Origin of the sequence: Gulosibacter sediminis (assembly GCF_023370115.1) — a bacterium.
GTDB classification, from domain to species: Bacteria; Actinomycetota; Actinomycetes; order Actinomycetales; family Microbacteriaceae; genus Gulosibacter; species Gulosibacter sediminis_A.
Window position 1 is genome coordinate 1,766,751 of the sequence record NZ_CP097160.1, and the last position, 17,893, is coordinate 1,784,643.

A 17,893-nucleotide genomic window follows, 5' to 3' on the forward strand; every position below is an offset into this window, starting at 1 on the left:
CTCGCAGATTTTGGGGGTTTGAACGGGCTCAGCCCGTTCAAACCCCCAAAATCTCGGCGTTCGTCCCAGATTTCCGCGGCGACAACGAAAATGGGGGCCGGACGCATCAGCATCCGGCCCCCATTTTGTTGCTTGGCAGAAGCTACGCGCGGATCGTCGCGCCGAAGCGCTCGGCCGCTTTCTCGGCGCCGGCCTCCTTGGCCTCCGTGGCCTCGGCGGCGGTCAGCGTGCGGTCGTCGGCACGGAAGCGCAGCGCGAAGGTGAGCGACTTCTCGGTCTCTTCGAGCCCGCGACCGCGGTAGTCGTCGACGAGGCGGATGTCCTCGAGCAGTTCGCCCGCGCCCTCGCGCACCGCGTCACGCACGTCGGCCGCGGGCACCTCGCGCGAGACGAGCAACGAGAGGTCCTGCGTCGCGGCCGGGAAGCCGACGATCGTGCCCGCCGAAACGTGGCGCTCGGAGTGCGCGAGCAGCGCATCCACATCGAGCTCGACGGCGCCGACCACGCGCGGCAGGTCGTGGGCCTCGGCCACCTCGGGGTGCAGCTCGCCCGCGAAGCCGATCGCGTGTTCCTCGCCCGCGGCGTCAACCACGAACACCTCGGCGCAGCGGCCGGGGTGGAACGCGCCGTGCGATCCCTGGCGCACGCGCAGCTCGGCGGCCGTCGCGAGCGAAACGCGGTCGAGGTACTCGAGGGCATCGTGCCAGCTGTAGGCCACGGCGTCGAGGCCGGGCTGCTTCGCCGTGCGCTCGCCGACCAGCAGCAGCGACAGCGAGTACGGCTGTGGCGGGATGCCCGCGTTGAGCTCGGCGAGCTTCTCGGCGCTCGGGCGCTGCGCGACGGGCGGGAGCTCGGCGACGCCGTACTCGACGCCGGCGACCGGGCGGAACACTCGGCCGAGTTCGAACACGGCAACGCTCGGGCGGCCGCGCGACACGTTGCGGTGCGCGACGCCGGCGAGGCCGGGCAGGATGCTGCGGCGCAGCCATGCCGTCTTCGCGTCCATCGCGTTCGCGAGCTTCACCGAGGGCACCGGGGTGCCGTCGGCCGAGTCAAACAGCACGTTCTCTTCTTCGGTCACGAACGGGTACGAGAGCACCTCGACGGCGCCCGCGGCGGCGAGCACGTCGGAGAGCTGGCGGCGCAGCGCCTGCTCACGGCTCGGGCCGTGCCCGCTCGTTGCCTGCGGCACGATCGACGGGATGCGGTCGAAGCCGCCGAGGCGACCGACCTCCTCGACGAGCGTGACTGGTTCGGTGAGATCGCCGCGCCATGTCGGCGGCGTCACCGTGAGCACGTCGTCGCCCTCGACCTCGCAGCCGACGGCCTCGAGCGAAGCAACGACCTCGCTGCGGTCGTAGTCGACGCCCATGAGCTTCGCCGGCAGCTCGACCGGCATGGTGATCGTCTCGCGGCGCGCGGCCTCGCCGAGCACGCTGCCCGCGGCCTCGACGGTGCCGCCGGCAAGCTCGACGAGCAGCTCGGCGACGCGGGCCGCGGCCTTCGCGGTCACGGCAGCGTCGACGCCGCGCTCAAAGCGGCGCGATGCCTCGGACGGCAGCTTGTGCCGGCGAGCCGTGCGCGCGATCGAGACCGACGCGAACGTCGCGGCCTCGATGAACACATTCTTCGTCTCGTTCGACAGCTCGGTCTCGGCACCACCCATGACGCCGGCGAGGCCGATGGGGCCACGGTCGTCGGTGATGAGAATGTCTTCGTCGGAGAGCTCGCGGTCGCGGCCGTCGAGGGTCGTGAGGCGCTCCCCCGCCGTCGCGCGGCGCACGTTGATGCCGCCGCGCAGCTGGTCGAGGTCGTAGCCGTGGATCGGCTGGCCGAGCTCGAGCATGACGTAGTTGGTGATGTCGATGAGCAGGCCGAGCGAACGGATGCCCGCAAGCCGTAGGCGCCCCGACAGCCAGCTCGGGCTGGGTCGCGTGCCGTCGACGCCCGTGACGACGATGCCGGCGAACACTTCGCTGAGCGGCTGCTCGCGCACGGCGAGCTCGTCAGCGACGGTCACCGGCACCCGCACCGCGTCGGCCGATGCAGCGAGCGCCTGCGCGCCGATGGCGTCGAGCTCGGGACGCAGGGCCGGGTCGCGGATCGCCGCGCCGGTCGCGTGCGAGAACTCGCGCGCGAGGCCGCGCATCGACATCGCGTAGCCGCGGTCGGGCGTGACGTTGACTTCGACAGCGATGTCGTCGAGGCCGAACAGCGGCAGAGCGGGCGAACCGATCTCGCCCTCGAGCCCGAGCTTGCCGAGCACGATGATGCCGTCATGGTCGTCGCCGAGGCCGAGCTCGCGCTGCGAGGCCATCATGCCGTCGGAGGTGTGACCGTACGTCTTGCGTGCCGCGATGCGGAAGTCGCCGGGCAACACCGCGCCCGGCAGCGTGACGACGACGCGGTCACCCACCTCAAAGTTCTGCGCACCACAGACGATGCCGCGCACGTCGGCACCGCCATCGGCCGCCGACTCGCCCTCGGGCGCGACGCGCACCTGGCACCAGTTGATGGTCTTGCCGTTCTTCTGCGGCTCGGGCTCGCGCTCGAGCACCTCGCCGACGACGATCGGGCCCGAGAGCTCGCCGCCGTGAATCGCTTCGTCCTCAAGACCAACGCGCACGAAGGCGTCGAGCACATCCTGCGGCGTCGCGTCGGCCGCGACGTCGACGTAATCGCGCAGCCAAGACAGGGGAATACGCATCCCTAAATCACCATTCCAAACTGTTCGCTGAAGCGGACGTCGCCCTCGACGATGTCGTGCATATCGGTGAGCTCATTGCGGAACATCAGCGTGCGCTCCACGCCCATGCCGAACGCGAAGCCACGGAACTCCTCGGGGTCGAGCCCGGCCGCCTTGATCACGTTCGGGTGCACCATGCCGCAGCCGCCCCATTCGATCCAGCGCGGGCCGCCCTTCGCGAGCGGGTGCCAGATGTCCATCTCGGCGCTCGGCTCGGTGAAGGGGAAATAGTTGTTGCGCAGGCGAATCTTCGCCTCGTCGCCAAACATCTGGCGCGCGAAGTGCTCAAGCGTGCCGCGCAGGTGTGCCATCGAGAGGTCGCGGTCGATCGCGATGCCCTCGAACTGCGTGAACACCGGGGTGTGCGTCGCGTCGAGCTCGTCGGTGCGGTAGGTGCGGCCCGGGGCGAGCACGTACAGGGGCGCGCCGCGCTCGAGCATCGAGCGCATCTGCAGCGGCGAGGTGTGCGTGCGCATGAGCAGGTGGCGGTCGACCGGGTCGACGAAGAAGGTGTCCTGCAGCGCGCGGGCCGGGTGGTCAGCGTCGAAGTTGAGCGAGTCGAAGTTGTACCACTCGCTCTCGAGCTCGGGGCCGTCAACGACGTCCCAGCCCATGCCCATGAAGATCTCGCTTACGCGATCGCGGAGCATCGTGAGCGGGTGCCGGGCACCGTTGCGCTCGCGCGCGTGGAAGGCGGTGACGTCGACGCGCTCGGCCTCGAGTCGCGCCGCGGCCTCGGCCTCGGCGAGCTCGCCCTCGCGCGACGCAAACGCCTGGTTCACGCGGCCGCGGGCCTGACCGACAAGCTTGCCGGCCTCTTTCTTCTGGTCGTTCGGCACATCGCGCATGGCAGCGTTGAGCTTCGCGAGGGCGGAGGCCTCACCGAGGTGCTCGGCGCGCACCTGCTTGAGCGCAGCCGCATCCGCTGCTTGGGCGATCGCGGCGAGCGCAGACTGCTCGGCGTCACCGACCGCTTCGGGAGTAATCGGGTGTTCTTGACTCACCCGACAATCCTAGCGGCCAGCCAGGTTACTTGCCGGTGTCGGGGCGGCTGCGCCCGGTCATCCCATCGGGCTGCCCGATCGAGAGCAGCGAGGTGTCGACGCCAATCTGGCCGGGAGGCGGCGTCGGGGCGGCGCCGCGGCTCTTGTTGCCGCGTCGGCGCGCGCCGACGGCCTGACCCGAGCGGTTGCGCGCGAGGCGGCGGGCAATCCAGCTCAGCGTGAGGTTCACCGCGAGGTAGATCACGAGCGTGACGAAGAAGAATGAGAACGAGTAGTTACCCGAGCCGTAGTAATCCTTCATCGTCGTCGAGGTGCGCAACAGTTCGGGGTACGCGACGATGTAGGCGAGCGAGGTGTCCTTGAGCAGCACGACGAGCTGCGCGACGATGATCGGCAGCATCTGTCGGAACGCCTGCGGGAACTCGATAAGGAAGCGCGTCTGCATGCGCGTCATGCCGAGCGACAGCGACGCTTCGGCCTGGCCGCGCGGCAGCGCCGCGACACCGCTGCGCAGGGCCTCACCGATGATCGCGCCGTTATAGATCGCGAGGGCGCCGACGACGGCGGGGTACGCCCCGACCGAGAGGCCGAGCATGATGAACAGCATCATCAGCAGCACGGGCATTCCGCGGAAGAACTCGAGCACGATCGTGACGGGAATGCGGATCCACGCGTGCCTCGCCATGCGGCCGAGTGCGAAGAGGAAGCCGAGGATGAGCGCGAGCACGGCCGCGAGGCCGGCGGCGCGCAGGGTGCCGAGCACGAGGCCACGCCAGAGCAGGCCCTCCCACAGCTCGCCCGCGTCGTCGGGGTCGAAGAAGATGTCCCAACGCGAGGCATCCCACAGGCCGACAAGTTCGGCGCCGTTCGCCGTTGTGCGCGGTTGCCCGAGGGCGAAGATGAACCAGCCGAGCAGGATCACGACCGCCGCCGTGACGATGGCCGAGATGATGTTCGAGGTTCGGCGGGTCTTCGGGCCGGGGGCGTCGTAGAGAACTGAGGCGCTCATCGCAGCACCGCCACCTTTCGCTCGATGTACCCGGCGACGAGACCGAGTGGGATGGTGATGACGAGGTAGAAGAGCGCGATGCCGATGAGCAGCGGAATCACCTGGTCACCGTTTTGGTTCGCGAGCACCTTCGAGACCGCGACGAGTTCGACCACGCGGAAGCCCGAGGCGACCGAGGAGTTCTTCGTCAGGGCGATAAAGACGTTGATGAGCGGCGGCACGACCATGCGCAGTGCCTGCGGCATGATGATCGAGAACACCGTCTGCGAGAAATTGAGGCCGAGCGAGCGGGCCGCCTCGGCCTGCCCGAGCGGAACGCCGTTGATGCCAGAGCGCAGCGCCTCGGCCACGAATGGCGAGGTGTAGACCGACAGCGCGATGATCGCGCCGGTAAACGATGGCACGCCGAGTTGCAGCACCGGCAGCACGATGATGATGAGGAAGAACACCAACGTGAGCGGGGTGTTGCGCACGAGCTCGGTGTAGGCGGTCGCCGTGACGCGGAGCGCGCCAATCGGCGAGATCCGCATGAAGGCGACAACCACGCCGATGATCGAGGCGCCGAGGCCACCGTAGATCAGTAGCAACAGCGTGGTGCCGAAGCCTTCGAGCACGTAGCCGAAGTTCGAGATGATCGCTTCCATCGAGTCCCGTTCGTGCGTTGGTGAAGAGTGGATGCGCGAGGCGGTGCCAGTGCCGTGTTCGGCACCGCCTCGCGCAAGTTGGGAACTACCGAGCGGTAGTGGTCCGCCTAGTAGCGGTCGACGGCCGGGGGCTCCGGCGTCGGGAGGATGTCGCCGACCGTCGAGGTCCAGGCAGCCTCCCATGCGCCGTCGCTGTACGACTCCTCGAGGGTGTCGTTGATGAAGTCGCGGAACTCCTGGTCGCCCTTCTCGAGGCCGATGCCATAGGGCTCCTCGGTGAACGTGCCCTCGGTGACCTCGAACTCGCCCTCATTCTGGTCGACGAGACCCGCGAGGATCACGTTGTCAGTCGTGAGCGCGTCGGCCTCACCGGTGCGGATCGGCTCGAGGCAGTCGGAGTACTTGTCGACCGTCACGACGTTGTCGGTGTACTCGCGGATGTTGTCCTCAGAGGTCGAGCCCGTCACGGTGCACACCGTCGCGTCGCCAATCGACTCGGGGTCGCTGCCGTCGATGCCGAGCGGGTTGCCCTCGGGCACGAGGAACGACTGACCGGCGACGTAGTACGGGCCGGCGAAGTCGATGACTTCCTTGCGCTCATCGTTGATCGTGTAGGTCGCGATGACGAGGTCGACCTGACCCTGCTGGATGAACGGCTCGCGGTTCTGCGAGACCGTTTCGGTCCAGGTGATGTTCTCGGCCGGAATGCCGAGCTTCGCCGCGATGATCTTGCCGATTTCAATGTCGAAGCCCTCGGGGGTGCCGTCGGGGCCCTGCAGGCCGAACAGCGGCTGGTCGAACTTCACACCGATGGTGATGCTCTGGTCGGCGTTGAGCTGGGCCATCGTCGTGCCCTCTTCAAACGAGACGTCTGACTCAACCTCGGGCTCGGAGCTATCGCCGCCCGAGCAGCCGGTGAGCACGAGGGCGGCGGCCGCCAATCCGGCGAATGCCGTAAATGCCTTCTTCAACTTCACTGTTACTCCTTTGTTGGGTCACGTGTCTGTGTGTCGTGATTCGGTAAAGGTTTGGAGGCGGGGTCTGAGAATGCGCTACAGTGCGTTCGCTATTGAACTCAATGGTTAACGCAGGATTTTGGAGAGAAAGTCTTTCGCTCGATCGGACTTCGGTGCCGTGAAGAATTGCTCCGGCGCGGCTTCTTCAACAATTGCGCCATCGGCCATGAAGATCACGCGATCGGCGGCCTTGCGCGCAAAGCCCATTTCGTGCGTGACGACCACCATAGTCATACCTTCTTTGGCGAGCGAAACCATGACGTCGAGTACCTCGTTGATCATCTCGGGGTCGAGCGCACTCGTCGGCTCGTCGAGCAAGATCAGCTTCGGGTTCATCGCGAGCGAGCGAGCGATCGCGACGCGCTGCTGCTGGCCGCCCGAGAGCTGCGCGGGCATCTTCTGCGCGTGGTCCTGCACGCCGACGCGGGTGAGCAGCTCCATCGCCCGCTTCTCGGCCTCGGCCTTCGAGGTCTTGCGCACCTTGATCTGCGCGAGCGTCACGTTCTCGAGCACGCTCTTATGCGCGAACAGGTTGAACGACTGGAACACCATGCCGACGTCGCTGCGCAGCTTCGCGAGCCCCGCGCCCTCTTCGGGCAGCTTGACGCCATCGATGAGGATCTCGCCCTCTTGTATTGTCTCGAGGCGATTAATGGTGCGACAGAACGTCGATTTACCCGAGCCCGAGGGGCCGATAACGACGACCACCTCGCCACGATTCACCGACGTGTTGATGTCTTTCAGGACGTGATTCTCACCGAACCACTTATTCACGCCGTTCATTTGCACGAGCGGCTGGGATTCGACATTGCTGTGTGTTGGTGACCCCGGCGTCATGCGACCACAGTACTTGTCTGAGCAACACCTGGGTGGGAACCGAGAGGTCAGTTACAAAGTTGTTACCGCGAAAGCGTCATCGATTTCGCGGTAATCGACACAATTTGTCAGCCGAGCCGCTGCGCGAATGCACTTTCATAGAGGCAGACGCTCGCGGCCGTGGCCAAATTCATCGATTCGGCCTGACCGTAGATTGGCACGACCAGCGTGTCGTCGACCTGCGCGAGCAGATCATCGGTCAGCCCGCGCGCCTCGTTGCCGAACACCCACGCGGTCGGCTCGGCGAGCGACTCGCGCGCGGCGAGCAGGTCGTTCCCTGACACATCCGCCGCGACCACGCGCATCCCGGCCTGGCGCGCGCGCACGACCGCGTCATCGAACTCGGCCTCGACGGCAATGGGGATGTGGAAGATCGAGCCCGTGCTCGAGCGCACGACCTTCGGGTTGTAGAGGTCGACAGTGCGGCCGGTGAGGATGACCGCGTCGGCGCCGGCAGAGTCGGCAACGCGGATGATCGTGCCGAGGTTGCCGGGGTCGCGCACCTCTTCGAGGATCGCGATGAGCTTCGGCTCGCCCTCGAAGATGCGCTTCAGCGCGGTCGGGAACTGCTTCGCGACCGCGACGACGCCCTGCGGGGTGCGGGTGTCGCTCATCGCATCGGCGGCCTCCTCGCTCACGAACACGACCTCGTGGCCGGTGCGCTGCGCGAGGGCGGCGATGTCGTCGTGCCGCTCGAGCGCGGTCGGCGTCACGAAGAGCTCGGTGATGAGGTCGGGGCGGGCCAGGAGCCCCTCGCGGACCGCCTGCGGCCCTTCGAGCACGAACTCGCCGCGTTCGGTGCGCTGCGCCTTCTGCGCGAGCTTGCGGACGTCGCGGACGCGCTGGTTCTTGGCTGACTCGATCATGCGGGGCTCCTGAAAGTGAGGGGGATGACAACGGGGCGGCCGACCACGAAGGTCGACCGCCCCGTCAGCGAAGTCGAATGACTACGCGGCGTTCTTCGGCGCCGAGGTGTTCGCCGGGAGGGCGGCCTTGGCTGCCTCGACGAGCGCGGCGAAGGTCGCGGGCTCGTTGACGGCGAGGTCGGCGAGGATGCGACGGTCAACACCGATGCCGGCCAGGTTCAGACCCTGGATGAACCGGTTGTAGGTGAGGCCGTTCGCACGAGCCGCCGCGTTGATGCGCTGGATCCACAGGCGACGGAAGTCACCCTTGCGGTCCTTGCGGTGGTCGTAGTTGTAGACGAACGAGTGGATGACCTGCTCCTTCGCCTTACGGTAAAGGCGCGAGCGCTGGCCGCGGTAACCCGAGGCCTGGTCAAGTACGGTACGACGCTTCTTCTGGGCGTTTACTGCCCGCTTCACACGTGCCATTGCAGTGTTCTCCTAAATCTCAGACGGACGGGCGGGCTACTTGCCCAGCAGCTTCTTGATGACCTTCGCGTCCTGCGGAGCGAGGACCTGGTCACGGTTGAGGCGAGCCTTGCGCTTGGCCGACTTCACCTCGAGGTTGTGGCGCATGCCAGCCTGCTGCTTACGGACCTTGCCGGTTCCGGTGAGCTTAAAGCGCTTCTTCGACCCCGAGTGGGTCTTCTGCTTCGGCATCAGTTCTCCTTGGTTTCAGTTGCCGTGGTGTCGGCGGAGTCGGTCGACCCCGTCTCTTCCCCGGCGGTCTTCGCGGCGCGAGCGGCCTGCTTCTGCTGATTGCGGCGAGCGTTCTGCTCGGCCTTGGCTTCGGACTTGTTCTTGACCGGTGCGACGATCATGACCATGTTCCGGCCGTCCTGCTTGGGACGGTTTTCGGCCGTGCCGAACTCGGCGACATCATCAGAGAACTTCTGCAACAGCTTGACGCCGAGCTCCGGACGCGACTGCTCGCGGCCGCGGAACTGGATCATAGCCTTAACCTTGTCACCCGACTCAAGGAAGCCAATGGCGCGCTTGAGCTTGGTTTCGTAGTCGTGGTCGTCGATCTTGAGGCGGAAACGGACCTCCTTGAGGACCGTGTTCGCCTGGTTGCGTCGGGCTTCTTTCGCCTTCTGCGCGTTCTCGTACTTGAACTTGCCGTAGTCCATGATCTTGGCCACGGGAGGGTTGCTGTTCGGAGAGACCTCTACAAGATCAAGATCGGCCTCCTGCGCAAGGCGCAGCGCGATCTCGAGCTTGACGACACCGACCTGTTCGCCGCCGGGGCCGACAAGTCGGACCTCGTTGGCACGAATCCGGTCGTTGGTGCGTGGTTCGCTGATGGATGGCTCCTCTGCTCGCATGTGAATGACTTCACGGGTGGGGTGAAACTTCAGATCGTCTCACCGGCGTACACCGCGCACATGCGGCCACTCCCCTACGCAGCGAACTGCGGTGTGCTCATCGCGATGGGCACGAGCGGGGCCAGTGGTAAACCCGGTAACCTTGTGCGGTATGCGCGGGTGGGACGAATCCTCTTGTCTCAGAGTCTGCTAGGCAGACACCAGCGAATAGCATATCAGCAGATTTCTGCGGAAGGAACCCCCTGTGACCGACTCAGCCACGCCATCCTCGCCCGTCACCCCCGAGGGCACGCCCCTCGACGCGGACTTGCAAGCGCAGCTGGATGGCCAGGTTCGAGACATCGCCGACGTGCCCGCGGTCGAGCTCATCACGACCGTCTCGGTGCACCTCATGAGCGCCGCCGCCGTCAACCTCGGCCTCGCCGAGGATGAAAACCCGACCATCGACCTCGACGAGGCGCGCAAGATCATCCAGGCGCTCGCGGGGCTGCTCACCGCATCCATGGCCTTCCTCGGCGACCAGCACGTGCGCCCGCTGCGCGACGGCCTGCGCTCGCTCCAGCTCGCGTTCCGCGAGGCCTCGCCGGTGCCCGACCCGATCGGCAAGGGCCCGGGTGAAGACCTCACCGGCCCCGTCTTCGCCTAAGACGCCGACACCAAGGCCCCGACTGCGATTCGCGTCGGGGCCTTTGCATTAGTGAAACTTACGCGAGTTCGCGCGCCTCGCTGCGCAGGCGCAGCTGCCCGTGGATCTCGAGCGCGACGCAGCCGAGCACGGTGATGATCGCGATGCCGATGAGCACGGGGGCGTCGGGCCACGCGAAGCCGAAGAACCACACGGTGAGCGGCACGAACAGGCAGAGGATGAGCACCGTGATGCTGCCGAGGAGCACCGCGGCGAGCAGCGGGCGGAACGGGCGGCACACGAGACCGAGCACCCAGAGGCTCGTCACCGCGAGCACGAGCGCGCTCGCCGTCTGCTGCTGTTCGAGGCTCTGTGGGAACCGCTGCAGCAGCAGGGCGGTCGCGATGAGCGAGAGCGTGATGACGATGCCCGAGGGCACCGCGAATTGCAGGGCACGCCGGAAGAAGCCCGAGACGTAGCGGCGCGAGTTCGGCAGCAGCGCGAGCACGAAGGCCGGCCAGCCGATCGAGATGCCATCGAGCAGCGCCATCTGCCGCGGCTCGAACGGGTACGGCCAGGCAAGCAGGCCGAAGATGAGCGCGATGAGCACGGCCCACGAGGTCTTCGAGAGGTAGAGCTTCGCGAGGCGCTCGATGTTCGCGATCGCCTGCCGCCCCTCGAGCACGATGCTCGGCATTGCCTGGAACTGGTTGTCGAGCAGCGTCATGCGCGAGACGGCGCGGGAGGCGCCCGAGCCGTGGCCCATCGCGATGCCGAGGTCGGCGTCCTTGAGCGCGAGCACGTCGTTCACGCCGTCGCCGGTCATCGCGACGACGCGACCGCGCGCCTGCAGCGCGTGTACCATCTGCCGCTTTTGCGTCGGCGTGACGCGGCCAAACACGTGATGCGTCTCCATGAGCTCCCCCAACTGCTCCTGGTCATCTGGCAGCGTGCGGGCGTCGATACCCGACTCGTGCTCGCCGATGAGGCCGACGCCGCGCGCGACCGCCGTGACGGTGCGCGGGTCGTCGCCCGAGATCACGCGCAGTGAGACGCCCTCCTCGGTGAAGTACCGCACGGTGTCGGCTGCGTCCTCACGCACCCGCTCGCGCAGTGCGATGATGGCGACGCCGACGCGGTCGTCGCGGAGCGTCTGCTCGCTCACCTCGTCGTCGCCGAGGGCGCCGGCGCTGAAGCACAGCGCGAGCACGCGCTGGCCGCGCTCGGAGAGCTCGGCCACCTGCGCGAGCAGCGCGGCGTCGCCCTCAGGGCGCAGCACGATGTCGGGGGCGCCAAGGATCCAGGTGCCGGCCGCCGCGTCGTCGGCGAGCGAGATCGCCGACCACTTGCGCTGCGAAGTAAAGGGAATCTCGGCGACGGTCGGCAGCGCGAGCTCGGCCGTGAACTCGGTCTCGAGGCTCCGGGCCGAGTCGTTCGCGCCCTCGTCGGCCGCCATGGTCGCGAGCGCGTGCTGCCAGCCGGGCTGTGCATCCGCCGCGGGATGCGCGGCATCGAATGCGACGCCGCCCTCGGTGAGCGTGCCGGTTTTGTCGAAGCAGAGCACGTCGACGCGCGCGAGCCCCTCGACAGCGTGCAGCTCCTGCACGAGCACCTTGCGGCTGCCGAGCTTGAGCGCGCCGGCCGCAAACGCGACCGAGGTCATGAGCAGCAGGCCGAGCGGCACCATCGCGATCGCGGCGGCGACGGCACCGACCGCGGCGTCGCGCCACGCGCCCGACTCGAACGCCTGCTGCCAGCCGCCGAACGCCTGCACCTGGCCGTTGATCGAGATGAGCAACACCGGCAGCAGCAGGATCGCGACGAGCCGCAGCACCCGGTTGATGCCGGCGCGGATCTCGGAGTTGACGAGCGAGAAACGCTTCGCCTCGGCGGTGAGCTTCGCGGCGAACGAGTGCGCGCCGACCCGCGTGACGCGGGCGGTACCCGAGCCGGCGACGACGATCGCGCCCGAAAGCACCTCGTCGCCGGGGCGCTTGTCGACCGCATCCTCTTCGCCCGTGAGCAGCGACTCGTCGAGTTGCAGGCCCGCGCTCGTCATGACGGTGGCGTCCGCCGGCACCTGGTCGCCCGCGCGCACAACGATGAGGTCGTCGACGACGAGGTCCTCGCGCATGAGGTCGGCAGGTTCGCCGTCGCGAATGGCGCGGGCGTGCGGCGCGTTGAGCACGCGCAGGTTGTCGAGCTGGCGCTTCGCCGAATACTCCTGCCAGATGCCGATGATCGAGTTCGCAACGGCCGAGAAGCCGAACACCGCATCCTGCCACCGGCCGAGCACCGCGAGCAGCGCGAACGACGCGACGACGATGCCGTTAAACAGCGTGAACACGTGCGTGCGCAGGATCGCCCAGAGCGAGCGGCTCGAGGTGCTCGGCAGCTCGTTACGGCCGTGTTCGGCACGCGACGCTTCGACCTGCGCGCTCGTCAGCCCGGCGAACGTTGCGGGGTGGGCCGGGGTTTCGATGGCGGCGTCAGGCTGCTCCACGTGGTCCTCAGTGTTGGTGCTGCTGCGCAGTTGTGGCGGGGTCGGGTTCGGGGTCACTCGGTGAGATTACCGACGGCGAAGGCGGCGGAACAATCCTGCCTTCGGACTCCGTGCATCCCCCGAAGGTATCGATTTTTCGGGCGCGGGATGCACCTCTACGCGCAGCGGCGCGATCTCGAGGGTGTCGACGAGCTCGACAAGTTCGGGCTGCGCGGCCACGCGCTGTTGCACCCGCGCGAGCACCCGCTGCACCGTGTCGGCGTCGGCGTCGGCGTGGAAGTACAGGCCGAGGCGCACCTCAGGCCCCGTGAGCCGCGAATCGAGATCGCCCGGCACGAGGTCGACGCTCGCGAGTTCGGGGTTCGTCTGCAGCACCTCGTTCGCGAAGGCGATGACGCGCTGGTGCTGCCACGGCAGTTCGTACGGCAGGTCGCGGGCGATCGCCCAGACAGCCGGTCGGCGAATGGCCGTCTCGGTTTCGCTGCCCGGGTCGAGGATGATGAGCTCGCTGCCCTCGTCGACCACCGCGAGCGCGGCCTGGCGCGAGCCTACGGGCACGGGGCGCGCGGCCGGGTCCCACGTTTTCATCGCCGCGACCGAGGTAAACATCGGCACAATGCCGCGGCCGTCGGGCGCCCGCACGGTGACGATCGAGAGGTCGGCGTGCTTGTCAACGGTGAGGCCGGCGTCGTTGACGCCCGCCTCACCAAGCTCGGCGACGAGCGGAATCAGCACCCGCGTGTCGCGCAGCGCCTCGACGACGACCGAGACGGGGGCAGCGCCGGAGCGGAACTGCTCGAGCGCCCGCGCGAGCTCGGCCGGCGCGGTGCCGTCGTCATCTGACCAGCGGTTGTCGGTGAAGCTCCGCCCCTGCCAGGGCTGGCCGGCGGAGTCGGTGAGGTGTCCCCTGAGGTGCTCGGGAAGCTCGGCCACGTCGAATGCGCCGCCTAGTCGCTGGCGACGTCGAGCGCCTGACGCAGCGTGAACGCACCCGAGTAGAGCGCCTTGCCGACGATGGCGCCCTCGAGGCCGAGCGGCACGAGTTCGCGCAGCGCGGCGATGTCGTCGAGGTTCGCGACGCCGCCCGAGGCGATGACCGGACGGTCGGTGCGCTCGAGGATCTGGCGCAGGAGGTCGAGGTTCGGGCCCTTGAGCGTGCCGTCCTTCGTCACGTCGGTGACGACGTAGCGGGCGCAGCTCGCCTCTTCGAGGCGGTCGAGCACGGTCCAGAGGTCGCCGCCCTCGCGGGTCCAGCCGCGCGCGGCGAGGGTCGTACCCCGCACATCCAGGCCGACCGCGATGAGCTCGCCGTAGCGGCTGATGGCGTTCGCCGCCCACTCGGGGTTCTCGAGAGCCGCGGTGCCGAGGTTGACGCGCTTGACGCCCATCTCGACGGCGCGCTCGAGCGACTCGTCATCGCGAATGCCACCCGAGAGCTCGACCTGAACCTTGTCACGCAACGAGCGGATGACGCGGCGAATCACGGCGCGGTTCTCGCCGCGGCCGAACGCGGCGTCGAGGTCAACGAGGTGAATCCATTCGGCGCCCTGCTTGGCGAAGTCGGCGGCGGCGTCGACCGGGTCGCCGTAGTTCGTGGCCGAGTCAGACTCGCCCTGAACGAGTCGTACGGCCTTGCCGTCGGCGATGTCGACGGCGGGGAACAGCGTCAGCTCCGGCTGCGCACTGAATTCACTCAATTGGCTTCCTTGGTCACTCAACGATTTCAGGCCGCAGCGGGCCTGTTAGCGTTGACCAGCCTAAGGGATATCCGCCAACTCGGCCGAACGATGAGGAAGCTGCGTGACGTATCAGCCGGCGCCGGCCGCGGTCGCGGTCTTTAACCGCGGCTGCCACCCCGTCTATTGGGTGGTGCTCGCTCCCCTGCTCGTGTGGCTCGGCATTGGCATCTTCCTCACGTCGCTCACCCGCGACATCGCGATCGCCACCGTGTATTCGGTGCCGCTGCTCTTGCTGTTCGGTGCCGGCGCGGCGCGCCTGCTGCAGCCGCGACCCGTCACTCTCGACCCGGGCCAGCGCATCCTGCGCGTCGGGCGCACCGAGATTCCGCTCGGTGACCTCACCTCGTTTCAGATGGTCGTGAGTCGAGGCGGTTGGTGGATTAACCTGCGCGACTCTCGTCGGCGCATCGCGCGGCTCATGCTGCACGGCAGCCCCTGCCGGCCGGTCACGGCGACGCACTACCGCGTGCTCTACGAGGCCCTGCTCGAGGCGAGCCGCAGCGGCGGCATGCCCGCCGGGCATCCCGTGCAGCGCGCTCGCCGTGGCGACATCGCGATCGAGCACGCGCTGCCGATGCTGCTCGCCCAGGCGAACTGGGTCGAGTCGGGCGCCGCGCCGACGTCGTCGCGGTCACCGATCTGGGCGATGGTGCGCGCCTAGCGGCTCTTCCCCGTGACGCTGTAAACGATGTGGCGTCAAATTCATTGCCTGAACGGCTCAACGAGGCAACGTGACCCGACACACGTCGCGGTGGGGTCGCGAACTTTGATGCCCGTGGGGTGCTCATCTCTGCCGCGGCCGTCGCCCAACTGCACCCTGGTGGCAGTCGCGTGAGCAGTGGCGCTGTCAGCGACGCAATGCGAATGGAAGTGGCGCTCTCAGCGACACCGCGCAAATGTCAGTGGCGCCGTCAGCGACAATAGGCGCGATGCTGACAGCGCCAGTTGTCGCTGACAGCGCCGCTGAGCGCGACGAGGCCCCAATGGGGCGGCGCAGGCCGCCTTCGAGGAACGGAAAGGCGCTCGCCTGCTACAGCGTGCGGAGCCAGTTGCGCAGCAGCGCGATGCCCGCCTCGCCCGACTTTTCGGGGTGGAATTGGGTCGCCGTGAGCGGGCCGTTCTCGACCGCGGCGATGAAGCGCTCGCCATAGGTCGAGTAGGTGCGCAGCGGGCCCTTCACGCCCGGCAGAATCTCGGGGATCTCGAGTTCGGTCGCGGCGTACGAGTGCACGAAGTAGAACCGCTCGGATTCGATGCCCGCGAATAGCTGCGAGCCCTCGGGCACCTCGACGGTGTTCCAACCCATGTGCGGCAGCCGCGGCGAGCGCAGTTCGCGCACGACGCCGGGCCACTCGCCGAGGCCGGGCGTGCCCGCGGCCGAATCGTTGGCGTCATCGTTCCACCAGAACTCATCGGCGTTGCGGGCGTGGATGCGCTCGGTCTCTTCGCGCTCGAGCTGCGGCGCGTTCGGATCGGCGCTCGTACCCTCGACCCCGTGCGCGAACAGCACCTGCATGCCGACGCAGATGCCGAGCACGGCGCGGCCACCCGCGAGGCGGCTGCCCACGATGCGCGGGCCGTCGGCCTTCGCGAGGCCGTCCATGACGCTCGCGAAGCTGCCGACGCCCGGCACGAGGAGGCCGTCAGCCTCGAGCGCCTTGTCGCGGTCGGCGGTGAGCTCGACGTCGGCGCCGGCCGCCTCGAGCGCCTTGACCGCCGAGTGCACGTTGCCGAAGCCGTAGTCGAAGACGACGACGTTCGGCCGGGCGCCGGTCACAGGGCACCCTTGGTGGAGGGAATGCCGTCGACCTCGGGGTCGAGTCGCTTCGCGGCACGGAAGGCGCGGGCGAATGCCTTGAACTCGGCCTCGGCGATGTGGTGCGGATCGCGCCCGCCGAGCACGCGCAGGTGCACGGTCAGCCCGGCGTGGAACGTGATCGCCTCGAACGTGTGGCGCACCATCGAGCCGGTGAAGTGGCCGCCGATGCGGTGAAACTCGAAGCCCTCGGGCTCGCCCGAGTGCACGAGGAACGGCCGGCCCGAGATGTCGACGACGCACTGCGCGAGCGCCTCGTCGAGCGGCACGAGGGCGTCGCCGTAGCGCGCGATGCCGCGCTTGTCGCCGAGGGCCTCGCGGATCGCCTCGCCGAGCACGATCGCGGTGTCTTCGATGGTGTGGTGCTCGTCGATGTGCACGTCGCCCTTTGCCTCGATCGTGAGATCGGTGAGCGAGTGCTTCGCGAAAGCGGTGAGCATGTGGTCGTAGAACGGCACCGAGGTGTTGATATTCGAGGCGCCGGTGCCGTCAAGATTGAGGCTCAGGCGGATGCTTGACTCGCTCGTGGCGCGTTCGACGGTGGCGGTACGGGGTTCGGTCATGCGCTGACTCCTTCGGAACCAGTGAGCTGCAGCTCGGGTCGGGCGGCGGTGATCTCGGCGAGGGCCGAGAGGAACGCGTCGGTTTCGGACTCGGTGCCGGCGGTGACGCGGATGCAGTCGGCGGGGCCGGTGTTGCGAATCAGGATGCCGCGGCGCACGAACTCCTCGAACATTTCGGCGGGGTCGGCGACGCCGCCGATGAGCACGAAGTTCGCGTCGGAGCGGTACGGGCGGTAGCCAAGCGCGGCGGCTTCGTCGACGATGCGGTCGCGCTGGCTGCGGATGCGGTCGACCTGCGCGAGCATCGTGTCGCGGTGCTCGAGCGCCGCGATCGCCGCGGCCTGCGTGATCGCCGAGAGGTGGTAGGGCAGGCGCACGAGCCGCACGGCGTCGGCAACGGCCGGGTCGGCGGCAAAGTAGCCGAGGCGCACGCCGGCGAAAGCGAAGGCCTTCGACATGGTGCGAGAGATGACAAGCCGCGGGCGCCCCTCGAGCAGGCTCAGCGCAGTGGGCGCACCGTCATGACGGAACTCGGCGTACGCCTCATCGACGATGACGATGCCGTCGGTCGCGTCGTAGGCGGCCGCGATGGTGTCGAGGTCGAGCGGGGTGCCCGTGGGGTTGTTCGGCGTGCAGAGCAGCACGACGTCGGGACGCTCGGCCTCGATAGCTGTGCGCACGCGTTCGGGGGTGAGTTCGAAGTTCTCGTCGCGCGGTGCTGCGACCCACTCGCTACCGACGCCCTTCGCGAGCAGCGGGTACATCGAATAGGTCGGGGCGAAGCTCATGATCTTGCGGCCGGCGCCGGCGAAGGCCTGGAGCAGCTGCTGCAGCACCTCGTTCGAGCCGTTTGCGGCCCAGATGTGCGCGGGGGTGAGCCCGTGGCCGAGGTAGTCGGCGAGGCGCTCGCGGAGCTCGGTGAATTCGCGGTCGGGGTAGCGGTTGAGCCCCGGCAGGGTGAGCGAGATGCGCTGGATGATCGACAGCGCGACGGCCTCCGGCACCGAGAATGGATTCTCGTTGACGTTGATGGTGATCGGCAGCGCGTCCTGTGGCGCGCCGTACGGCGTCAGCCCACGCAGGTCGTCGCGAATCGGGAGGTCTTCGAAGCTCGTCACCCCC

Annotated in this window: 18 protein-coding genes; 2 read left to right on the top strand and 16 right to left on the bottom strand. The window is 67.9% G+C overall.

Features of this window, described 5'->3' with window-relative positions; genetic code table 11:
• Positions 1-142: 142 nt before the first annotated feature.
• From pheT to infC, 10 genes are all read right to left on the bottom strand, one after another.
• Positions 143-2,707, bottom strand: coding sequence for a phenylalanine--tRNA ligase subunit beta (gene pheT, locus M3M28_RS08185; RefSeq protein ID WP_249385995.1), 2,565 nt, complete (start codon positions 2,705-2,707; stop codon positions 143-145).
• 2 nt (positions 2,708-2,709) lie between these two features.
• Complete coding sequence (gene pheS / locus M3M28_RS08190) at positions 2,710-3,750, bottom strand: phenylalanine--tRNA ligase subunit alpha (protein WP_249385996.1); 1,041 nt, start codon at positions 3,748-3,750, stop codon at positions 2,710-2,712.
• A 25-nt stretch (positions 3,751-3,775) separates the two neighbouring features.
• Positions 3,776-4,759 carry an amino acid ABC transporter permease gene (locus M3M28_RS08195; RefSeq protein ID WP_249385997.1) on the bottom strand — a complete coding sequence of 328 codons (984 nt, stop codon included), beginning with the start codon at positions 4,757-4,759 and terminating at the stop codon, positions 3,776-3,778.
• Entirely contained in the window at positions 4,756-5,403 is a 648-nt protein-coding gene (locus M3M28_RS08200) for an amino acid ABC transporter permease (RefSeq protein WP_249385998.1), read from the bottom strand. The genes M3M28_RS08195 and M3M28_RS08200 overlap by 4 nt, the downstream gene beginning before the upstream one ends.
• 107 nt (positions 5,404-5,510) lie before the next feature.
• Positions 5,511-6,374: a glutamate ABC transporter substrate-binding protein gene (locus M3M28_RS08205; protein WP_249388024.1), complete on the bottom strand. Its 864-nt coding sequence runs from the start codon at positions 6,372-6,374 to the stop codon at positions 5,511-5,513.
• A gap of 111 nt (positions 6,375-6,485) precedes the next feature.
• Entirely contained in the window at positions 6,486-7,256 is a 771-nt protein-coding gene (locus M3M28_RS08210; protein WP_283255699.1) for an amino acid ABC transporter ATP-binding protein, read from the bottom strand.
• 107 nt (positions 7,257-7,363) lie between these two features.
• A complete protein-coding gene (locus tag M3M28_RS08215; RefSeq protein WP_249386000.1) occupies positions 7,364-8,161 on the bottom strand; it encodes a TrmH family RNA methyltransferase in 798 nt (265 codons plus the stop codon).
• Between the two features lie 81 nt (positions 8,162-8,242).
• Positions 8,243-8,629 (bottom strand): 50S ribosomal protein L20, encoded by a 387-nt coding sequence (rplT, locus tag M3M28_RS08220; RefSeq protein WP_249386001.1) that lies wholly within the window; start codon positions 8,627-8,629, stop codon positions 8,243-8,245.
• 36 nt (positions 8,630-8,665) lie between these two features.
• Positions 8,666-8,860, bottom strand: coding sequence for a 50S ribosomal protein L35 (gene rpmI / locus M3M28_RS08225; protein ID WP_125107256.1), 195 nt, complete (start codon positions 8,858-8,860; stop codon positions 8,666-8,668).
• Positions 8,860-9,525, bottom strand: coding sequence for a translation initiation factor IF-3 (infC, locus tag M3M28_RS08230; RefSeq protein WP_249386002.1), 666 nt, complete (start codon positions 9,523-9,525; stop codon positions 8,860-8,862). Before infC ends, rpmI begins: the two co-directional genes overlap by 1 nt.
• A 244-nt stretch (positions 9,526-9,769) precedes the next feature.
• Here infC and M3M28_RS08235 point away from each other — a divergent pair, with 244 nt between their 5' ends.
• Positions 9,770-10,171, top strand: coding sequence for a DUF1844 domain-containing protein (locus M3M28_RS08235; protein WP_431193836.1), 402 nt, complete (start codon positions 9,770-9,772; stop codon positions 10,169-10,171).
• 58 nt (positions 10,172-10,229) lie between these two features.
• Here the strand turns inward: M3M28_RS08235 and M3M28_RS08240 are convergent, their stop codons facing one another.
• From M3M28_RS08240 to priA, 3 genes are read right to left on the bottom strand one after another with little or no spacing between them, the layout of a single operon-like run.
• Positions 10,230-12,710 carry an HAD-IC family P-type ATPase gene (locus tag M3M28_RS08240; protein ID WP_249386003.1) on the bottom strand — a complete coding sequence of 827 codons (2,481 nt, stop codon included), beginning with the start codon at positions 12,708-12,710 and terminating at the stop codon, positions 10,230-10,232.
• Positions 12,711-12,719: 9 nt separating this feature from the next.
• On the bottom strand, positions 12,720-13,586 hold the full coding sequence (locus M3M28_RS08245; RefSeq protein ID WP_249386004.1) for an SseB family protein: 867 nt from the start codon (positions 13,584-13,586) through the stop codon (positions 12,720-12,722).
• Between the two features lie 14 nt (positions 13,587-13,600).
• On the bottom strand, positions 13,601-14,350 hold the full coding sequence (priA, locus tag M3M28_RS08250; protein ID WP_249386005.1) for a bifunctional 1-(5-phosphoribosyl)-5-((5-phosphoribosylamino)methylideneamino)imidazole-4-carboxamide isomerase/phosphoribosylanthranilate isomerase PriA: 750 nt from the start codon (positions 14,348-14,350) through the stop codon (positions 13,601-13,603).
• Positions 14,351-14,453: 103 nt separating this feature from the next.
• Here priA and M3M28_RS08255 point away from each other — a divergent pair, with 103 nt between their 5' ends.
• Complete coding sequence (locus M3M28_RS08255) at positions 14,454-15,053, top strand: hypothetical protein (protein ID WP_249386006.1); 600 nt, start codon at positions 14,454-14,456, stop codon at positions 15,051-15,053.
• A 369-nt stretch (positions 15,054-15,422) separates the two neighbouring features.
• On the opposite strand, the gene M3M28_RS08260 is transcribed toward M3M28_RS08255, so the two are convergent.
• Genes M3M28_RS08260 through M3M28_RS08270 form a run of 3 tightly spaced genes read right to left on the bottom strand, consistent with a single transcriptional unit; the run spans position 15,423 to position 17,889 of the window.
• Positions 15,423-16,169: an imidazole glycerol phosphate synthase subunit HisH gene (locus tag M3M28_RS08260; protein ID WP_249386007.1), complete on the bottom strand. Its 747-nt coding sequence runs from the start codon at positions 16,167-16,169 to the stop codon at positions 15,423-15,425.
• Positions 16,166-16,771, bottom strand: a complete 606-nt coding sequence (gene hisB / locus M3M28_RS08265; RefSeq protein WP_249386008.1) for an imidazoleglycerol-phosphate dehydratase HisB — start codon at positions 16,769-16,771, stop codon at positions 16,166-16,168. Before hisB ends, M3M28_RS08260 begins: the two co-directional genes overlap by 4 nt.
• Positions 16,768-17,889, bottom strand: coding sequence for a histidinol-phosphate transaminase (locus M3M28_RS08270; RefSeq protein WP_249386009.1), 1,122 nt, complete (start codon positions 17,887-17,889; stop codon positions 16,768-16,770). Before M3M28_RS08270 ends, hisB begins: the two co-directional genes overlap by 4 nt.
• Between the last annotated feature and the right edge of the window lie 4 nt (positions 17,890-17,893).